The sequence below is a fragment of the Methylobacterium fujisawaense genome (genome assembly GCF_039619325.1).
GTDB classification, from domain to species: Bacteria; Pseudomonadota; Alphaproteobacteria; order Rhizobiales; family Beijerinckiaceae; genus Methylobacterium; species Methylobacterium fujisawaense.
Genome location: NZ_CP155000.1, coordinates 5297413 through 5316844 on the forward strand (window position 1 = coordinate 5297413; position 19432 = coordinate 5316844).

14 protein-coding genes are annotated in these 19432 nt (G+C 66.4%); 5 read left to right on the forward strand and 9 right to left on the reverse strand.

The window, feature by feature from the left end:
• Positions 1–21: 21 nt before the first annotated feature.
• The 4 genes from ABC766_RS25125 to ABC766_RS25140 all read right to left on the reverse strand — a co-directional run bounded on the left by ABC766_RS25125 (position 22) and on the right by ABC766_RS25140 (position 3138).
• A complete protein-coding gene (locus ABC766_RS25125) occupies positions 22–738 on the reverse strand; it encodes an SDR family oxidoreductase (protein WP_278305556.1) in 717 nt (238 codons plus the stop codon).
• A gap of 14 nt (positions 739–752) precedes the next feature.
• Complete coding sequence (locus ABC766_RS25130; protein ID WP_278305555.1) at positions 753–1427, reverse strand: peroxiredoxin-like family protein; 675 nt, start codon at positions 1425–1427, stop codon at positions 753–755.
• Between the two features lie 101 nt (positions 1428–1528).
• Positions 1529–2101 carry a carboxymuconolactone decarboxylase family protein gene (locus ABC766_RS25135; RefSeq protein WP_278305554.1) on the reverse strand — a complete coding sequence of 191 codons (573 nt, stop codon included), beginning with the start codon at positions 2099–2101 and terminating at the stop codon, positions 1529–1531.
• A gap of 131 nt (positions 2102–2232) precedes the next feature.
• Positions 2233–3138 carry a LysR family transcriptional regulator gene (locus ABC766_RS25140; protein ID WP_278305553.1) on the reverse strand — a complete coding sequence of 302 codons (906 nt, stop codon included), beginning with the start codon at positions 3136–3138 and terminating at the stop codon, positions 2233–2235.
• Positions 3139–3238: 100 nt separating this feature from the next.
• Here ABC766_RS25140 and ABC766_RS25145 point away from each other — a divergent pair, with 100 nt between their 5' ends.
• From ABC766_RS25145 to ABC766_RS25165, 5 genes are all read left to right on the forward strand, one after another.
• On the forward strand, positions 3239–4342 hold the full coding sequence (locus ABC766_RS25145; protein ID WP_278307294.1) for an alkene reductase: 1104 nt from the start codon (positions 3239–3241) through the stop codon (positions 4340–4342).
• Between the two features lie 3263 nt (positions 4343–7605).
• Positions 7606–8925, forward strand: a complete 1320-nt coding sequence (locus ABC766_RS25150) for a hypothetical protein (RefSeq protein WP_043388023.1) — start codon at positions 7606–7608, stop codon at positions 8923–8925.
• A gap of 10 nt (positions 8926–8935) precedes the next feature.
• Entirely contained in the window at positions 8936–10414 is a 1479-nt protein-coding gene (locus tag ABC766_RS25155) for a hypothetical protein (protein ID WP_345819741.1), read from the forward strand.
• 83 nt (positions 10415–10497) lie between these two features.
• A complete protein-coding gene (locus tag ABC766_RS25160; protein WP_043388022.1) occupies positions 10498–11988 on the forward strand; it encodes a glycosyltransferase in 1491 nt (496 codons plus the stop codon).
• 9 nt (positions 11989–11997) lie between these two features.
• Positions 11998–12669 (forward strand): hypothetical protein, encoded by a 672-nt coding sequence (locus tag ABC766_RS25165; protein WP_043388021.1) that lies wholly within the window; start codon positions 11998–12000, stop codon positions 12667–12669.
• Here ABC766_RS25165 and ABC766_RS25170 read toward each other — a convergent pair.
• The 5 genes from ABC766_RS25170 to ABC766_RS25190 form a co-directional block, all read right to left on the reverse strand.
• Positions 12659–14458: a CHAT domain-containing protein gene (locus ABC766_RS25170; RefSeq protein WP_081948841.1), complete on the reverse strand. Its 1800-nt coding sequence runs from the start codon at positions 14456–14458 to the stop codon at positions 12659–12661. The two genes, ABC766_RS25165 and ABC766_RS25170, sit on opposite strands and share 11 nt — an antisense overlap.
• Positions 14459–14462: 4 nt before the next feature.
• Entirely contained in the window at positions 14463–14780 is a 318-nt protein-coding gene (locus ABC766_RS25175) for a hypothetical protein (protein ID WP_170867536.1), read from the reverse strand.
• Between the two features lie 1100 nt (positions 14781–15880).
• Positions 15881–16705, reverse strand: coding sequence for a helix-turn-helix transcriptional regulator (locus tag ABC766_RS25180; RefSeq protein ID WP_043388016.1), 825 nt, complete (start codon positions 16703–16705; stop codon positions 15881–15883).
• A complete protein-coding gene (locus ABC766_RS25185) occupies positions 16702–18018 on the reverse strand; it encodes a tyrosine-type recombinase/integrase (protein ID WP_059409799.1) in 1317 nt (438 codons plus the stop codon). The genes ABC766_RS25180 and ABC766_RS25185 overlap by 4 nt, the downstream gene beginning before the upstream one ends.
• 376 nt (positions 18019–18394) lie before the next feature.
• Positions 18395–19387 carry a DUF808 domain-containing protein gene (locus ABC766_RS25190; RefSeq protein WP_043388102.1) on the reverse strand — a complete coding sequence of 331 codons (993 nt, stop codon included), beginning with the start codon at positions 19385–19387 and terminating at the stop codon, positions 18395–18397.
• Positions 19388–19432 lie beyond the last annotated feature (45 nt).

The following is a 19432-nucleotide window of genomic DNA, read 5'->3' on the forward strand; positions in this document are numbered from 1 at the left end:
CGTCCTCCCATAGGGCAATGCTCAGATCGCGGCCTTGCCGATCGAGGCGCCGCCGTCGACGAACAGGGTCTGGCCGGTGATGAAGGCCGCGTCCTCAGAGAGCAGGAAGGCTATGGCGGCCGCGATCTCGTCCGGCTTGGCGAAGCGGCGCATCGGCACCGCGGCGAGGTAGCGCGCCTCGCCTCCGCTGCCCGGCGGATTGCCGGCGCGGAACAGCTCGGTCTCGGTGGGACCGGGGGCGACCGCATTGACGGTGATGCCGGTCGCGGCCAGTTCCAGCGCCCACCCGCGGGTGAAGCTCACGAGCCCCGCCTTGGCCGCGGCGTAGGCGGTACGCTCGGGCACGCCGAGCACGGTCAGGCTAGCGATGTTGACGACCCGCCCCCAGCCCCGCTCCCTCATGCCCGGCAGCGCCGCCTGCGCGGTCTGCACGGTGGTGCGCAGGTTGAGATCGAGCACAGCGGCGAGGTCGCTCAGGTCTACCGCGCCGATCGGCGCCGGTCTTACCAGGCCGACATTGTTGACCACCGCATCGATTGCATGGTCGGCGAGCACGCGGTCGAGCGCCGCCTGGGTCGCTGCGGCATCGGCGAGGTCGACCTCCACCACCCTGCCTGGAAAGTCGGGCGCGGCATTGCGGGCGAGACCGACCACCGCTTCCCCCGTCGCCGCGAGGCGGTGGGAAAGCGCGAGGCCGATGCCCTTGGTGGCGCCGGTGATGAGAATGGTGCGCGGCATCGGCCCGGCTCCCTTCAAGCAGCTTGAAGCCGCGCCGCGCGCAGCGCCGGGATCAGCGCTTCGGGCTCCGGACGCTGCGTGTAGTCGGGATTGACCTCGGCGTAGGCGACGCGGCCGTCCTGCCCGATGGCGAAGCGGCCCGGCATCGGCAGCGTCCAGCTCTCGTCGCCGTTGACGAGCGGCAGGTTGTTGCCGAGCTGTTTGTAGAGAACGACGAGGTAATCAGGCAGCGCGAACTTCAGACCGAACGCCTGGGCGACCTGATTGCCGGGATCCGACAGGATCGGGAAGCCGAGCTTGTTCTCGCGTTGCGAGCGGCGGCTGTTCGCCGGCTTCTGCGGCGAGACGGCGACGAGCGTCGCGCCCTCGGCCTCGAAGGCGGGCCGCGCCGCTTCGAGCGCCTGGAGCTCGAGGTTGCAGTAGGGACACCAGACGCCGCGGTAGAAGCTCAGCACCAGCGGGCCTTTGGCCAGGAGTTCGGTCGAGGAGACCGGCGCGCCGTCGGGGTCGTCGAGAGTGAACGCAGGGGCCTTGTCGCCGACCGTGAGCGCACGTCCGGCCGCGCCCGATGCGATCAGCTCGGCAGAGGCGCGCTCCATGATCGGATGGACGAAGGCGGGGGCGTTGAACGGCGGCCTACCGGAGCGGAAGTCGGCCTTGAACGCATCGAGACGGGCTTGAAGCGACATGGGTGTTCTCCGGGAAGAATGTGCCGACCCCGAAAGGGGGAGCCGGGGTCGGCGCCGGGGTCGAACCGGCGAGGGCGGGAGGCCGGCTGGCAGGGGACGGGTCAGGCCGCGACGCGGCTGGAGCCGGGCTTGGTCCACTCGGCGCCCTTCATGAAGGGGTCGAGCTGAGTGTGGACGATGTGGTTGGTGTAGTTCGAGAGCAGCTTCGTGCCCGCGCCCAGCACCACCTCCAGCACGTTCTGCTGCGTGTAGCCGGCCGCCAGGAACGCTTCGACAGCGGCGTCGCCGACGAAGCCGCGCTCGCGCACCACCAGGCCCGTGAACACGTGCAGCGCTTCCAATTTCGCGTCGGGGATCTCGGTCCCGTTGCGGATCGCCTGCACGATCGGGTCGGCGATCTTGCCCATCTGCGCCAGCTTGGTGTGGCCGGCCATGCAGTAGTGGCACTCGTTCTCGTAGTTCGAGGTCAGGTAGACGACCTGCTGCTCGGTGGGCGTCAGCGTGGTCTTGGAGAACAGGTCCCACAGCGCGGAGTAGCCGGCGAGCAGCTCGGGGCTGGTCGCCATGTTGGCCTGCAGGTTGGGCACGAAGCCGAACGCCTTCTTGACGCCCTCGAGCGTCGCCTTCGAGGCGTCGGGGGCGCTCTCGGCGGTGTGGACGGGGAACGTGGTCATGACGAGTCCTTCCGGCGGTGTCTCGGGGCTGGGCGTCCATCGCCCGGCACGACCGCTAGCTAAGCCCCTCGTCTGACGGCGATAACGCCGTGCGTCGGACTAGAGTCCATTCCAGCTCGGCATGAATGACTTCAACGCGGCGTGAGTTCGGGATCGCGCTCGAAGGCGGCGACGAGAAAATCCACGAAGGCGCGCAGCTTGCCGGGCGGGCGGCGCCCGTCGGGGTGGAGAGCGTGGATAGGTGTCCGCTCGCCGGGCCAGGCGGCGAGCACCTCGACGAGCCGACCCTTCGCGAGGTCCGACGAGAACAGCCAGCGCGGCGCCTGCGCCAGCCCCAGTGCCATGAGAGCGGCCATACGGACATGCTCGGCGTCGTTGGTGCGCAGGATCCCCTTCGGCCAGTGTTCGACCCGGTCCTCGCCAACGCGGAAGCTCCAGGGGCGTACCTGACGCTGGAACACGAATCCGATGCAGGCGTGGCGATCGAGGTCGTGCGGGCCCGCCGGCGAACCATGCGCATCGAGATAGGCGGGCGACGCGACAGTGACGCGCTGGGTGACCGCAATCTTCCGGGCGACCAGCGCGGAGTCGGCGAGCTCGCCGATGCGGATCGCGAGGTCGACGCCGTCCTCGACCAGGTCGACGAAGCGATCGGAGACCAACGTCTCCACCTGTACGTCGGGATAGCGCGCATGGAAGGCGGGGATGAGCGGCACGATCTGCATCCGTCCGAACCCCGCCGACAGGCTGACGCGCAAAAGCCCCGACGGCCGGCTCTGCCCGGCGCCGACAAGTGACTCGGCCGCCTCGAGATCCGACAGGAGCTTCACCCCGGCCTCGTAGAAGGCCTGCCCCGCTTCCGTCAGCGTCAGGCTTCGCGAGGTGCGGTGCATCAGCTGCGCGCCGAGGTGCTGTTCCAGAGCGGCCACCTGCTTCGACACCGCCGGCTGGCCGATGTTCGCCTCGCGCGCGACCGCGGAGAAGCTGCCGCTCTCCGCCACGCGCACGAACAACCTGATCGCCTCCAGCCGGTCCATCTCTCATCCTCCGGGAATAGGTGGAATGCCAGTAGGCCGCCTTCCGGGCCAGTCCTTTTCCGCCGAGATGGGCTGCAACGCTTTACCGTTGGAGCCTGTCATGTCGCCACTGTTCGCGCCTGCTTGCGTCGGACCTTACGTCCTCGACCATCGCGTCGTGATGGCCCCGCTCACCCGGATGCGCGCGGGGCCAGGTGAGGTGCCGACCGCCCTGATGGCGAGCTATTATGCCCAGCGCGCCACGCCCGGCGGCCTCCTGATCAGCGAGGCCACGCCCGTCTCCCCGACCGGCTTCGGCTACGCGCATACGCCCGGCATCTTCACTAAGACGCAGGTCGCTGGTTGGCGGCCGATCACCGAGGCGGTGCATGCGCGCGGCGGGCGCATCTTCCTCCAGCTTTGGCATGTCGGCCGGCAGTCGCATCCCGATCTGCAGCCCGGCGGCGTGCTGCCGGTCGCGCCCTCGGCGCTTCCTGCGGGCGGGACGGCGGTGACCGCCACGGGGCCGAAGCCACACCCGGTTCCGCGCGCGCTGGAACTGGACGAGATCGCGGGCGTGGTCGCCGATTTCCGCCAGGGCGCGGCCTACGCGCTCGCCGCCGGCTTCGACGGCGTCGAAATCCACGGCGCCAACGGCTACCTGCCCGATCAATTCCTGCAGGACGGCTCGAACAAGCGCACCGACGCCTATGGCGGTCCGATCGCCAACCGTGCCCGATTCCTTCTGGAGATCACGGAAGCGGCTGCCGCCGTCTGGGGCGGCGACCGCGTCGGCGTCCGGATCTCCCCCTCCGGCGAATACGGCGCGATGTCGGATAGCGACCCGAGCGCCACCTTCGGCCATGTCGCCGAGGCGCTGAATGCGTTCGGCCTCGCCTATCTGCACGTCGTCGAGCCGCGCATCCGCGGCAACGACACGGTCGACGCGGGCGCGCCCCCGGTCGCAACGCAGGAGCTGCGCCGCATCTTCAAAGGACCGATCGTCGCCGCCGGCGGCTTCGACAAGGCGAGCGCCGAGGCCGTCGTCGCCGCCGGCGAGGCTGACCTCGTCGCGTTCGGACGGCGGTTCATCTCCAACCCTGACCTCGTGCGCCGCTTGCGCGAAGATCTGCCGCTCAGCCCCTACGACCGCTCGACCTTCTGCGGCGGCGATTGGCGCGGTTACACCGACTATCCGCCCTACACCGCACAGCGCGCCGCCTAGTCTTGGGAGCGGGACCGCGCCGGCCGTCGGGCGTATGGACGGTTCGCCTGGACGACCGACGCGGCGGCGGCGCCGCGGCAGGATCGCATCGTCAGGATGGTCATGGGGTCGCTCGGCCGGCTGCCTCCGCGGACCGACGCCCCTGGCACGCGGACGCATGGCGCCGAGCGCTCCGGCGTGACCCGCGGCGCGGTGCCGATCGCCCCAGCCGCTCGACGACGACATCGAACTTCCACGGCGTCGCGTCCGAGTAGACTATCAGCGGCTGCGGCAGGCCGAATGACACGCAACACCGGCCGGGTGGCCAGTCCACTGCAGGAACTCGTCGGCGGTAGGTATCGCCGCCCGGGACCAGCAGGATCACCGCGTCCTTCCATTGTAGGGACAGCGTCATCGATCATCCGTTGCCTTGTCTGGCTTGCCGACGGCCCGGGCCATCCGGGGCGTGGTCGACCGCCCGTTCGAGGAGCCGGAGCGGGACATTCTTGCCTTCATCACGACCACGAAGACCGATCCGAAGCCGTACCGGTGGGTGAAGTCGGCCGATGCCATTCCGACCGGCGTCGAGCGCTTCCGTCTTCGAGCGTTCGACGTCGAACCCGACGACACACCTCCGTCGGAAACGTCAGGAGCAGGACACCAGTCGATGTGCTTCGACGAATCGAGGCAGCCTCGGAACTGTCGAACTCGCCAACGGCCCTTTGGCGACGCGATCGAGCGGGATCTCATACGCAGCGGCCTACGGTCGGCCCAGCGATAGGGTCGACTTGACCGAGCAATACAAGCAGGGATGCCGCCGCCCTCGCGCCGCCGTGAGGAGCTATCCAGTAGCGAAGGTCCGGTCTTCCGATCGGAACGCTCCGTCTGAAAGTCCGTTCGCCCAACCGGGCGCGTATCGAGAAGCTGGAGAACCCGGTCGCGCTTGTGACCGCCCCATCTGCGCTGCGGGATGCATCGTAATAGTGTTTCACCAGGTCGACCAGTTCGGAAAAACTCGTGCCTGCTGGTGCGGTCGCAGGCCAGCAGGTCTTGTATCCGATTACGTCGAATGCAACCGGACGGCGCAAGCGGCCCTGGCCGGTCCGTACGATTGCCTCGAGCGGCCAGACTCTTCGACTCGATCGTTCCGGGGCGGCCGGGGCGACCCGGTTCATGCACGGGATGTCGTCCGCCATGTCTGCCGCGCGTAGGAGCTCCAACTCCCACGGTCCGCGCACGAACCGATCGTGCACGATGGGTCCATCGCCTCTCCAACCGATTCCGAGCAAGTGCTCGCCGACCTCGATATCCATGACGTGTTGACACTCGTCCGCTTTGGCCCCGAATGGTGTGTTCCATCGGATCCCTCCACGCCGCGATATCGAGTCTGGTTCCGCAACGTAGTATTGAATCGAGAAGCCTTGAAAACGGACGGCCCGTTTCTTCATCGGCGTCTGTGGGCCGTCGCATCCGTGCAGGGCGAGAATACGCAAGGCAGCTTCGCGCAGCACCCTGCGGGCCACCCCGGTGGGCGCTTCGAGGCGGTTGACATGAATGGTCGACATGCGGGTCTCCGGACGGGACCCTTCTTCAGATCACCTGGTTCTCCGAAAACGTCAAAGCCTCCTGTGTACGGCCGTTCCAACCATGGACGGATCCGTCACGATCCGACCCGTTGGCCAAGGGGGCGGATCAGCTTCCGCATCGACGACACTGCTGCGGAGTGCCTTGGCGGCGAACCGGTGGCTTGCGGCGTTCCGCACCGGCCGAATTCCACCGAACACCGACTACCCGAGCTCGACGCGACGTCGCGGGCCAGGTTCCATGCCGACATAAGGAGCATGCAACCACAGTCAGATCCCCGGTTGCCCGTGTGCGTTGTCCTGCGCTGCGTAGACCCCCGCCAGCGTCGTCAGCTTGGCGGCGTCCGTGCGCGCGTCCGACCCGAAGGGCTTCGAGTCCAGCGCACAACCCAGCCTTTCGGCTGGAGGACTGTTCATGCTCGCCGAGCGCGTGCGCGGCGAGCGTCGGCGTCTCGGCACATCCGCCGGGATGCGGTCCGGCTGCACCGGCAGCTTCTCGGCCCGCGCGCCGTTTTAAACCAGTGCACCTTCCGCGGGGAGGCACGTCGGCGGCGGAACCCGAGAGCGGCCAAAGAGCGACCGGCAAATCCGAGACCAATCGGCCAAACAGCGCTGTGCCGCTCCTAAACCTACTTCGTCGTGCTAGGCATGGAAGGCGCGGTGGCTCTCATCGAAGGCGGCCTGGAAAGGTCGGAAAGATCGTTGCGTCGCCATCATCAGAGAGGACAGCCGTCCGGGATCCGAGAGCTCTGCTGCAAAGTGGTTGCGAAGACTGTCGGCACGATGATCGGGCAGGGCGGAGACCCGAGACTCGCAGCGGGCAGGTTCGAGAAGCATGTGCGTGAGTACTCCGCCGATGTGGATCTTGCCATGCTCGTCGCCTTGGCGGGTGCGGACGAACTACCGGAAAACGGAGGTCAGAAGACCCGTGGCCCGAAACCGTCGCCGCACAGCGGGAACGCCGAAGCGTCGGTGCGGATCGGCTTCCTCCGCTCCTTCCCGACTCCTTCCCGTTCCGCCCCGCGCTGCCCGATCGATCGCCTGGCAATGGATTTGAGCGTTCCTTCGAAGGGTTAGGACGCGGAAGGCTGCGGCGGAGATCATCGGCCCCGTTCCGGGAATCCGCCGCCGCAACCGGAGAGGACGGCCGTTCCTTCGATCATGGGAAGCGGCACCGCTCCGAGCGCGACTCTGGGTTGAGGGGCGCCCGCCGACGGGAAATGGGGATCGGATTGTCGGGGGGCCGGAAGTTCGCGAACTCGGCAGGCCGGGCGATGCGTACCCGGGCCGGTCCATCGGAGCGATGCGAGATCGTAAGTCCAAGCCGTTCGACCCGACCGACGCCCGTTGATCCGAATGGAAGCCGATTCCGCCCACGCGACGGCCCGATGCCGAAGCCGGCACGATGGCGGCCGGCGACGGTACGACCCCTGCGCCGGCGTCCGGCGGCCGAGCGCGCCGTGCGGGGGATCGTGTCGGCGTGCCAGCACCGGCTCTCGCCGCGGATCCGCCCTCCGGCGGGTGAAAGACCACGTCGTCGGGCCGCTCGTCTGCGGACCGGGGAACCCCCGCATGAACCCGTCGTTTGTGTCGGGCTCCGCGATCCTGCATCGCACGTGCGCGCGGACCTCGCGGGGTCGCAGGACCGGGTGTCGTCGCGGTGCAACCGCCAAGCTTGACGGGTGGAGGGGAGGGGACGCCATGCCCTACCGGACGATCGCGGGCGCGGGAACGCGCTACGCTCTCCTCGCATTCGATGCAGAAGGGCGCGAGAGGACGGACGATCCCGATGCCGCCGACGGATCGTTTTCCCGGAAGGTGCTCAACGATATCGCGTCCGAGCGGCCCACCGACATCTTCATCCTATGTCACGGCTGGAAGGGCGACATCCCCGCGTCGCTTGATCAATACGATCGGTGGATTGCCGCCATGGACCGCAGTCCGGATCGGAGCGAGGCCGAAGAACGCAGACCCAAGTTCAAGCCGTTCCGCATCGGTGTCCACTGGCCGAGTCAACCGTGGGGGGACGAGGAACTCGGTTCAGGCGCCGGAGCGTTCGACGGCTCGGCGGATCCGATCGCACTCTACGTCGACAGGTTCGGCGACCGTCCGGGACTGAGGGAACGGATCGCGACCGTATTCCGCGCAGCGGCGCTCGATCCGGCCGCCGACCGGTTGCCGCCGGATGCCGATTCGGCCTACCGCGACATCGACGGCCTGCTCACGGAAATGGGCTCGTCCGGCGTCGCCGCTCCCCCCGGAGGCGATCGCGAACCGTTCGACCCTCAGGTCTACTTCGAGGCTTCGCTCGAGGAGGAGAGTTTCGGATTCGGTTCCCGAAGTCTCGGCGGGATTCTCGCTCCGTTGCGGCAGCTGTCGTTCTGGAAGATGAAATCGAGGGCCCAGATCGTCGGCGAGGGCGGGATGCACGCGCTTCTACGCGAGCTTCAGTCGTCGAGCGCCGGCACCACGGCGCGGGTACACCTGATGGGTCACAGCTTCGGCTGCATCGTGGTTTCCGGCATGCTCTGTGGACGCGGCACGGCCGATTCCAGCGCGAAGAGCGTCGCCTCGCTCGCTCTGATCCAGGGAGCCCTCTCGCACTGGTCCTATTGCGGAGAGATTCCGGACGCCGTCGGACGTCAAGGATATTTCCGGGGGTTGCTCGACGACCGGCTCGTAAAGGGCCCGATCGTGACGACCCGCAGCATCTACGACACGGCGGTGGGCCGGTACTATCCGCTCGCCGCGGGCGTCGCCAATCAGATCGAATTCGCGGCCGGGGAACCGCCTCGCTACGGCGCCTTGGGTGCGTTCGGTGCCCAAGGCCTCGACCCCGAGGCGATCGCGCTCGCGATGAAGCCGGCAAACGAGTCGTACGGTCTGGAACAGGGCCGGATCTACAACGTCGAGGCCAGCCGATACATCCGCAACGGCGACGGTGCCTCGGGGGCTCACAACGACATAGATGGGCCGGAAGTCGCCCATCTGATCTGGGCGGCGGCTCTGGCCGGGAAGTGAAACGAAGGACATGCCCGGTTTCGACGCGGACGGCACCGACCAGGACGAGCTTCATGCCAACGGCGTGGAAGCGGAGACCGGACGTCCTCTACCGCCGCCCGAGAACGGCTCCGGCGCGCGGATCGTCGATATCGCCGGCGGATCGATGGCGCGGTTCGAGGACGAGACGGTCGCCGGCAGGCACGCGGCCTCGGATTGCGGGGTCGACACGTTCGGAACCGACTCGTCCGTCGAAAATCCCGAAGAGCTCGATCAGGCCGGGTGGGGCATAGTCTTCCCCGCGGAGGTGGATGCCGAACCCTACAAGGAGGCTCTTCATCCACTCCTCGACCTGCGCAGAAGTCAGGCTGGCGATCTTTTCCGCGTCTTCGAGAAGGATGCGGGCATCCGTCCCGGGGAGGAGGCCACGGCGTGGCTGGCGAGGCAAGGCGAAGGTCCGGGACTCGCGGCCGTCGATCCGAGTCGCGGAGTGCCGTACTATCTTCTGATCGTCGCTTCGCCCGAAGACGTTCCGATGTCGTTCCAGTACCTGCTGGATGTCTTCTGGGCTGTCGGAAGATTGCATTTCGACAATATGGAGAATTATCGACGCTACGCAGAAGCTCTCGCTCAATACGAGAAGGGAGAACTGATCTTTCAAAAGAGCAGGCGGTCCGTTCTCTTTTCTACCGCGCATGAGTTCGACCGGGCCACTGCGATGTTCACGCGCGACGTGGCGAAGCCGTTTCGCGACGGCTCCGGATCGGCCGGGCCGCTGGGCAAGAGGCAAGGGTTTGCCTTGACCTCCCTCTTGGAGCGCGACGCCAGAAAATCGAGTCTGCTGGCCGCTCTCGGAGGCGCCGAGGGACCTCCGTCCCTTCTCTTCTCGGGCACGCACGGAATGACGTTCGGCAAGGACGATCCGCGTCAGAGGGACTGCCAGGGAGCTCTCGTCTGCGACGATTGGGAAGGATATGGCGCCGTCACGGAGGACGATTGGCTCTCCGCCGGGGATCTGCCGGCGAGCCTTCGGCTGAACGGCATGATGCACTTTCTGTTTGCGTGCTACGGCGCCGGCTGGGAGGCCGTCGACACCTTCCGCGATGGACCCGACGGTCGCGGTCGTCAGATCGCGGACAAGCCCGAGATGGCCAGGCTGCCGCAGGCCATGCTGAGCCGCGGAGCGTTGTCCGTGATAGCGCACGTGGACCGCGCGTGGTCGTATTCCTTTCGCACGCCCCTAGGTCGTCCTCAAAGCCACCCGATACGGGACGTGCTGACCAGGCTCATGCAAGGCAAGCGGATCGGAAACGCCATCGATCAGTTCAACGCGCAGTGGTCCGCGTTGACGATACCCATTGCCGAGATCATGAGGAACTCGGCCGGCGATCCTGCCACGAGAAGTAGGCTGGCAAAACTGTGGATAATCCGGGACGACGTCAGAAACTACGCCGTGCTGGGCGATCCGGCGGCGCGCATAAGGATGGACCTGCTGTCGGCGGAGCCTTGACGATTGGCTCCGCATCGGCGAGATCCACGTCCGCTGCCACGCCCTCGACGACCTGAGGCTAAGCAGGTCCGGCGGATCGAGGAATGGCGCTTCGGGTTCTGACGCAGGTCAACTACTCGGCTGGAGAAAACGCCGAAGGTGACAGCGGCCTTGCATTCACCGCGGAACTCCTCGGGGCGCTCGTGCGTGCCGATCGCGACCTGCATTTCTATGTGCTGATCCCCGAGCGCGCTGCGGCCAGCTGGACGGAAGCGCTGGGGGACGATCGCATCACCTGCATTCCGGTACCTTTGCTGCCACGCATGCACGGCGGCGATTTTCAGTTCGATCCGGCGGAACTCTACAAGCGCTTCGATTTCCGGCGGTACGACGTCGACGTGCTGTTTCTCAACCAACCCGAGACGGCGCCTGCCTTCCTGCAGTTCATGAACCGGCAGACGTTCCACAACGTCCCCGCCGTCGGATACATCCATTGGTTCGACGTAAGACGGCCATCCACGCCGAAGCACGACCTCCATCGTCCGGCGCTGCTCGCGACTCTGGCGGGGTTGGGATCGATGTCGCTGGTCGGTTGCAATTCCGAATACGGGCGGAAGCAGATCCTGGCGAAGGCTCGTACCTGGTTCAACGACGACTTCGTTGAATTGCTGGACCAGAGAATGAGAATCCTTCCACCGGCAGTGGACGTGCGAGGGCTCGTCCCGCGAGGAGGACGCACTTCCGACACTCCCGCGCGCATCCTGGTCAACCATCGCCTGCTGAAGTACACGGGCGTGCGCGCTCTCGTCTCGGACGTCCTCCCGCGGCTCTGGGAAAGGCGACAGGATTTCCATGTACACCTGACCAACCCGACCAGGGTGCGTCTGCCTGGTACGATGACGCGTGCGGCTTGGCTGACCGTCGAAACGCTCCCACGTAGCCGCTATCGGGAGGCGCTCCGTACGAGCGATCTGGTTCTCGCGCCGCACCGCTCGACTCATTGGTCCATCTCCACGCTCGAGGCGATCTGCGGCGGATGCGTTCCGCTGATGAACGTGGAGAGCTTCCTACTCGAGATGATGGAGCCGATTCTCTCGGGTCTGGCCCCCTCGGTACGTCGCCACGTCGAGGTCCGATGGTTCTACTTCCGCAGCGAACTCACGAACCGCCTTTGCGATCTTCTCGACAGGCTGCCGGAGGAGGCGGAAGTCGCTCGCGAGGTCGCACGTCGCGCTCGCGAAGTCTATTCGTGGGAAGCCTGGACCGGACGGTGGCTGGACGTATTCCGGGCCGCGGAAGGCGGCATACCTGTCATGTCGGACAGAAACCCATCCCTGCTGCGTGTGAAGGATCTTCTCGAACTCAACGGAGAAATCTCCAAAGAGGCCATCCTGCGCGAGTTCTCATGGGCCCCCAAGCAGCGTGCACTCGCCTGGACGTCGTTGCGCAAGAGCATCCAGATGTTCGCCCCCGACGATGCGTCCGCTCCCGAAGCCGTGTTCGGACGCGTTCCGACGCGCGTGCGCCTAGCCGGCATTCGGCCGCAGTCCGCCACGAGCCTCGCGCCACTGGAGGCGTCGCGCGAAAGCGGTTAGTATCCCGCCATGTTCGACCAGGGCATAGCGCAATTTCTCGGCCTCGGCCTTCAGCCGACGCTTCGGCTCTGCCTCCCGCGGTTCCGCCAGGGAGTGGTGGGCGCACGGGATGGGGATCCGTTCCGGTATCCGAGCAACGCGTACGCCGAACGCGACGTGCGCTCGGCGCTGCATGTCCATAGCCTAGCCTCGGAGGCCGGTGCGGCTGTCGGGTTCATCTCGCCGGACGATCTCGCCACGGATCTTGCATCGTCGGAGCCGGACGCGGCGACGTCGGTGGTGTTCGGCAGCCGAAGCAATTCCGCTCTCGACGAAGTTCTCGGCTCGACGGGACTGCAGTTCATCTTCGATTTCGACTTCGGCTCCCAATGGGCGATCCGGCTCGCCGACGGCGCTCGATACGCATTGGACGATCCGTCGAAGCTGAGCCGCGACGAATACTCCGCCAGAATCGATTACGGCGTGGTCGCGGGCTGCCGGTCGGCCGGCGGCCGTTCCAGGTCGGTATTCATGGTGGCCGGTCTGGGTGGAAGAGCCACCGAGGGTTGCGGGTTGTATCTGCAACGTCGGTGGCGGTGGCTGGCCGATCAGGTCGGAGACCGCGCCTTCGCGGCGGTGCTGCGCTTCGATCCACCCGTCGATCCCGCGTCGTCGACCCTCGAGAGGCTGGTCATCCACTGACGAGCAGTGGTTCGCGGCTCACGACCACCCTCGTAACTTCGCTGGTGCCCTGTCGCGTCTCCAGCACGAACTGGAAGCCGCCTGCTCCGAACCGGCGCACGATTTCATCCCGCTTGTCGAAGAGATACCGCCCAGCTGCGAGCGTGCTCGAACTCCACATGCCTGCAATGACGAGCAGGACCCGGTCGTTTTGGGGGTCCACGATCTTCTCGACGAGAGCGTAGTCGCTCGCATTCGGGGTGGGCGCGGCGGCCAGTGCCGGGTTGGCGACGTCGTAGAAGATTCCCTCCCGCCGGTCGATCAGGCGCCATGGCCCGCACTCGGTAAATTCGAAAGCGAAGTCGCGGCTGTACTGGGGAAGCTTCGACCGCGAGAAATCGTGCGATCGGCTTCCGACGAGCACGTAGTGAGTGAACTCCTTCGCCTCGAAGGATGCGTCGACCACGTGGCCGGGTATGATCCGGGCGCGGCGCGCAAGATCTTCGGATTTCGGCAGAAATCTTCCGACGAGTTGAATCAGCGGCTCGACCGCCTGCACGTCGTTGGCGGCGATGGTCGGCCCGCGATACCGGTAGGCTTCGTCATCGGCTTCCGGCGGCGGCGCACCCGGTTGGCCCTCGGGCGAGCCGAGCTTGAACCGCGGCAACGAGAAGGCGAACCGGGAGGTCTCTTGATCGGCGCTCAGCAACGTCGACGTCCTGATGATCTCCTCTTCGCTCGGCCGAGCGATGTTAGCGAAGACTCCGCCCCCGTCGCCGAACCGACCGCGCAAGCGCGTGTAGAGGGCCGCAGTCCCGCGTTCCCAATCCGCATGCGCCGCCAAGGCTGCGGCAGCCTCGCCATAGGCATCGAAAACGTCAATGGTACCGTCCGCGACGACTCCTAGAAACCGCCCGAGGAAGGCGAGCCCCGAGGAAACCGTGACGGGACGCTGCATCGCCACGACGGAGCCGACGTGTCCACCGATCATGAGACGCTGTGCGACGCCCCCGAGCGAGTTCTTCGCGGTCACGGCGCCCGATTTGCACGAGCATAGGACTACCAGACATCCACGATGAACACCGAGTTCGTGCGCCACGTCCTCGCCGACCCATCTGCTTGCGGCGCCGCTCTCGTCCTCGAGCACCATGAAACCGTCCCTTTCGGCGGTGGCGCTGCCGCCGTGGGCGACGATCACCACTGCGTCATAGGCATCCCGCTCGCCGAGAGCGCGCCTCAGCGAGCCGCGTGTGGCATGCGGAACCATGTTGCAGGTCGCCTGAGGTATCGCGTCGATCGCCTTCCGCAGTTCGCCGACTACCCGATCGTGGTCGAAATCGGGGTGATCGGTCGGGTTCGCGACCGCGACCAGGAAATGCCGGAAGCCGTGCGATCTGGCATCCTGGGTCGAACCGTCGTTGATCCAGCGAAATGGGATCCTCTCGCCTCCGGCGAGGTACCGATCCCCGTCGTGCAAAATCTCGAACGGAAGCAAGTGCATTTCCGGGGAAGCCGTACTGAACGCCAGAAGAACACGACTTGCGGCTCGCGCGCGTTCGAGCGCGGTCGGCATTGTCCTTCCAGGTCGGCCTGCAAGGAGCAGGTCGTAGAGCTGACGACCGAGCTCCATCGGCGACGCACGTTCCGCGCTTTGCCAAGCCTGGAGCATGGACGAGACTTGTTCCGGCAAGGGCCAAGAGAACGAGCCGAATCCGCTCGCCCCGACCGGAGAGTCTTGGATGTTCGAGAGGCCGCCTGTCGAAGCGAGCCGGTCGACGTTCGTCGCGATGAGCGTCGTGGTTTTCGTCAAGCGATCAGTCCCGGCTGCTCGTCTGAGACCAGGAAACGCTGAACCGCTCCTTGAGAGCGGCGATCCCCTCCGCCCGCACCCTCTCGCCGTCGTATCCCAACTGGCGGTAGAAGTTGGGCCGGAGTTGGAAATCCGCAGCCCGCCGGATGACGCTGGCCTGCTCGCCCAAACGCTGGAAGCGCGAAGCGAGCTTCAAGGCTGTATCCCAGTCGTCCGCGGCCATGGCAGTTCTGATCGCGGCCAGCTTGGTGTCCGACGAAAGCGTCTTAGGTGCTTTGCCCTTCGACGACGCCACGGCATCTCGTCTCTGATCCGTTGTCACGATATCGGCTCCTGAGCCTTCCGGCAGGCGGTCGGCGAAAGATCGGTGTCGGGAACGAACCGGTCGGATGCACTCATCGTCCCGGGTTCAGATAGAGTCGTCGTGCCGACTCGTCGATGCAAGCCCGTTGCAACCGAACCAGTGCGCGCAGGCTCCGGTTCGACGGAGGTCGCCAGCCTCCGTAAGCGGATTGCGAAAGGAGGCCGCGGTCAAGCGCGAGTCTCGGCAGCGGTCGCCGGTAGTTGGCTCGGCCGAGAACGATAGGCGATCATATCGTCGACGCTTAGAGTGGCCCGAGCGCCCGGACACCGACGGTGCAGTCGAAGATTGCGGGGCACGGTCAGACGAGGACTGGCGAATGACGCCCGACCCGGTAGCGGCCGAGCACCGCGCATTCGTGACAGCCGGGTTCGCAGCAAGCGCCGATGCGGGCTTCGCTTCTCGCAAACCGAGAGTCCTGCGCGGGGCCGGAGCGATAACCCACACGGTCGCGTCTCAGGTCGCCGAAGACTGGAGGCGACCGGACGGCGGGAAGGCGCGCGTCGTTCGCCCCTGTGGCACACCGGCACGTTTGAGCCGCAGCGCAGGACGCCGAAACTCGGCTGAATGTTCAAGGCCATTACGCAAAAGGGCCGTGGCCGGCCGCCGCCCCGCCCGCCCAGTCGACGTCCCAATCCACCTGTCGGCGATCACGTCCGGATCGTCCGTATGAGAGTGGACAAAACGAAGAGGCGACCGCTTGCGAATCGGCGCCGAAGCACGCGCCTTGGGCGACACTGCCTAAGCGGTTGCGGGCTCGACCGGAATCCCATGAAGGTTGCGGTCGCGATCGGCGCCGATCCTGACCCCACCGAAAACCCGGATTCGTTGAACTTGTAGGAGATCGGGGATCGACTCCGCCAGGGGCACGCTTTGGTGTTGAATTGGACTTACGCCCGACGTTGGCGCCCGAAGCCGCGCTGATTCACATAGACCCACTTGCTCCTGCCCGACTTCGGTTTCCGTCATCGTCTCGATCGCGCTCAGCTGGTCCGGACCGACATTCCGACCAGACCGGTTCAACGCCATCATACAACGGAGATCTGTAAACGAGCGTTCGTTCAAATCGAACGACCCGGGTCCCGACGTCGGTTCCGCCATCCCTCGAGTTCGGACTTGAGATAGCGCACGCGGGCTCCGATCCTGTGGAACGGCGGGCCGTTGCCCGTCAGCCGCCACTTGTCCAAGGAGCTTTTGCTGACACCCAGGAAGCGACTTGCCGCGCGGACGTCCATGCCTTCCACGTCGCCGGTCGAAACGACCCCCGGCGCACCGACGTCGCACGGCGTCTGCCTGCCGGTCGCTGTCGGGCCGCCCTCGTCGCCGGGGCGCGGCGAGGGCGGTTCCGACCGGGCGACGTGGATCGAGAAGTACACATGGCCGTCCGGCGACGTGCACGTTCCGGCGGCCCAATCGATGGACGAGGATGCCCATACGTCGGCAGGCACCTCCCTGAAGCCGTCGACCGGTCTGGGACCGCCCCTTGCATGGACGGCCAGGACGTCGCCGACGATCAGAGCCGAATGGCGGCTGATCAGCGCCGACCAGAAGGCGTCGACGAGGCCGGCGCACAGCATCGCCGATGCGGACGGCGACGTTCGCGATGCCGCGGATCGGAAAAGTGCGGGATGCGAGCTCACGCACACGCGGTAGCCGTCACCCGGCCCCATGTCGTCGTCGACCGGATCCCGGGCGAGCACCTCGATCAGTCCGGCGGACCAGTCCGCCCGAACGAGCATGTGATCCGGCGCGTCGACCGCCAACGCGCGCTCCAACTCCGCATCCAGCTCGAGATCGCGAGCGCACGGCTCCTGCATCCGGCGCAGAGTGAACGGAGCGAGATGCAGCGGGATCCAGTGCGGACGAATCTTGGTCGGGTATCTCACGACCGTTCTCCGCCATCGGCCGCGTTCGACCGTTCTCCACCGAACGCGTCGCGTGTCGGCGCGCCCAGCGCCGCTGCGAAGTCGGTCATGCATGGGCCGGCCGCTCTGGCCGCGACGTCGTGCTGGACGTGGGCGTAGATCAGCGTGGACCGAAGGTTGGCGTGTCCCAGCAGGGCTCCGGCCAGGGGGATGCTCAATCCCTGGGAGATCGCGTTCGATCCGAAGGTGTGCCGCAGGAGGTGCGGGAACAGCCTGTCGAGTCCGGCGAGGCGCATGATCAGTGGCAGGTACCTTTTCGTACCCGTAAACCAGCCGTCGCCTCTTTTCGCCGGGAAGACGTAGGCGGAGTCGGCTGTCTCCTTCAGCTTCCGCAGGAACGCCACCGCCGGGGGCGTGAGAGGCCGTTTGGTCTCGCTCTTGGAAGTCTCGAGTTCCAGGCTTTCATGTTCCAGCCTGACCTCGCTCCATTTCAACGCGGCTCCTTCGTTCCTCCTCAGGCCGGTCAGCAGCCAGAGACGGATCTGGTCCGTTGCGACGCGCGGGACGCCGTGACTCGTCTCCGCCTCGACGAGTGCTCGCCCGAGGCGCTGCACGTGCGCAGTCGTCAGGTAGTCCTTGCGCTCGTTGTCCACCTTGTTGACCCGCGCGTTCGCGACGGGATTCGCCTTCATGAGATTGTTGTCGACTGCGAACGTGCAGACCGCCGATAGATCGCGGACCACCTTTCGCGCGGCACCGCGTCCGCCGCGGACGACCGCTCCCCTGCCGGTCCGCTCCTCAGTCTTCGCGGCTGTCGCTCCGGAGCCGACCTTCCTGAAGAGCGACTCGACGTGCGTCTTGTCGAGTTCGACGAGCCGGAGCTGGCCCAGGACCGGTACGACGTGGTTGCGCAGCCGCGCCATTGTGTACTTTGCGGTCTCCTCCGTCATGTCCTCGCCCTTGCGGCGTCCTTTCAAGCGGACGAGGCCTTCCGACCCGTATAGGTCGATCAGTTCGTGCACGAACAGGCAGTTCTTCGCCGCGACCCGCTCGGCTGCCGGATCCTCGCCCTTCCGGGCAAGCACGAGCTTCTCCGCCGCTTCGCTCCGCGCTTGGCTCACACTCATGCTGCGCACGTCGCCGAGCTTCATCTTCTTGGAAGGAAAGCCGCGGCCTCCGAGACGATAGTGGATGTAGAAGGATTTCGCGCCGGTCGGCTCGATCCGCAACCCGAACCCGGGCTGATCGAGATCCCAGATGAAATAGGAGGTGGGCTTTGCGGCCGCCTTTTCGATGGTCCTGAGCGTCAGGCGAACGGCGTTCCTTCGCTTCATGGTCTTGCTCCTTCAGGACGCACGCAGGCAGCACCGTGTCGGAAACGGGCGGCTACGCCATGAAACGGCGCAAAGCGAATGCAGTCAATACTGCAACGACTTGCAATGATGAATGAAAACTTTTGAAATCGGCGGAAACACAGGGAAACGACTTCATACATCCTTGCCAAGGTTGGGGTCGAGGGTTCGAATCCCTTCGCCCGCTCCAGTTTTCCCAACCATACGATCGACTTACAAGGCCGCAGCTCTGCGGCCTTTGTCGTTTCTGGGTCCTGCAGAAGCATCCTCGACCACCGGGCCATGGGGCTCCGGAGGAGGCCGAGCAATACGGTGACCGTCTGGACCACCGTACCGCTTGGCCTCGACGTTTCTCGGATCAGGCAGTCTGCTTCCGCAGGGCCGACAGGGCGTGCCACGTCGGCGCCAGCACGAAGCTCGTGAGCGGAATCAGCAGGCCGCCGACCACCAGCCCGATCAGGCCCGACGCGAGGGCGGTGACCAGCCATTCGACGAAGCCCTTGGCGAACGGCAGGCGCGCGGACGCTGCCGTCGCCGCGTCGTGGGCGGCGTGCGCGGGCCATGCCAAGCCGTAGGTCTCCAGACCGTGCATCAGGATCCCGCCGCCGACCCAGATCATGGCCGCCGTACCGACGACGGCCAGAAGTCCGAGCAGGATCGGCATGCCTTTGACGACGCCGCGGCCGAGCCCGCGGACGAGGCTTCCGAGCGGCGGCCCGGCCGTGCTGCGGGCCAGAGCCAAGCCCGCGTCGTCAGCCTTCACGATCACAGCGACCACGCCGTAGACGCCCACGGTGATGCCCAGAGCAACGATGGCCAGAACGGCCGCCCGCATCCAGAAGCTGCCCTCCGGCAAGGCCGCGAGGGTGATGGCCATGATCTCGGCCGAGAGGATGAAGTCGGTCTTGATGGCGCTCGCCACGCGGCGCTCTTCTCCGGCCGCAGCGCCACCGGCGCCGTCCGCGTGGTCCGCCGCGTCGCCGTGGGCGCGATGGGGAAAGAGGCCCTCGTAGACCTTCTCGGTGCCTTCGTAGCAGAGATACGCACCGCCCAGCATCAGGAGCGGCGTGATCGCCCAGGGCGCGAAGGCGCTCAGCGCCAGGGCGCCCGGGAGCAGGAACAGGAGCTTGTTGCGGAGCGATCCGACGGCGATCTTGCCGACGATGGGCAGCTCGCGCTCCGCCGCGAAGCCGACGACGTAGCGGGGCGTGACCGCCGCATCGTCGATGACGACACCGGCCGCTTTGGTTCCGGCTTTCGCGGCCTGGCCTGCCACGTCGTCGAGGGACGCCGCCGCACTCCTGACCATGAAGGCGACATCGTCCAGCAGGGCAATCAATCCGACGCTCACACGTCTCCCCTCATCCGTATTCGGTCCGCCAGACAGACGAACCGC

Excerpts from the sequence above, each read along its gene's own strand:
- ABC766_RS25155 (WP_345819741.1), top strand. The coding sequence starts at position 8,936 with ATGCCCGGTTTCGACGCGGACGGCACCGACCAGGACGAGCTTCATGCC.
- ABC766_RS25165 (WP_043388021.1), top strand. The coding sequence starts at position 11,998 with ATGTTCGACCAGGGCATAGCGCAATTTCTCGGCCTCGGCCTTCAGCCG.
- ABC766_RS25150 (WP_043388023.1), top strand. The coding sequence starts at position 7,606 with ATGCCCTACCGGACGATCGCGGGCGCGGGAACGCGCTACGCTCTCCTC.
- ABC766_RS25125 (WP_278305556.1), bottom strand. The coding sequence starts at position 738 with ATGCCGCGCACCATTCTCATCACCGGCGCCACCAAGGGCATCGGCCTC.
- ABC766_RS25140 (WP_278305553.1), bottom strand. The coding sequence starts at position 3,138 with ATGGACCGGCTGGAGGCGATCAGGTTGTTCGTGCGCGTGGCGGAGAGC.
- ABC766_RS25135 (WP_278305554.1), bottom strand. The coding sequence starts at position 2,101 with ATGACCACGTTCCCCGTCCACACCGCCGAGAGCGCCCCCGACGCCTCG.
- ABC766_RS25160 (WP_043388022.1), top strand. The coding sequence starts at position 10,498 with ATGGCGCTTCGGGTTCTGACGCAGGTCAACTACTCGGCTGGAGAAAAC.
- ABC766_RS25145 (WP_278307294.1), top strand. The coding sequence starts at position 3,239 with ATGTCGCCACTGTTCGCGCCTGCTTGCGTCGGACCTTACGTCCTCGAC.
- ABC766_RS25185 (WP_059409799.1), bottom strand. The coding sequence starts at position 18,018 with ATGAAGCGAAGGAACGCCGTTCGCCTGACGCTCAGGACCATCGAAAAG.
- ABC766_RS25130 (WP_278305555.1), bottom strand. The coding sequence starts at position 1,427 with ATGTCGCTTCAAGCCCGTCTCGATGCGTTCAAGGCCGACTTCCGCTCC.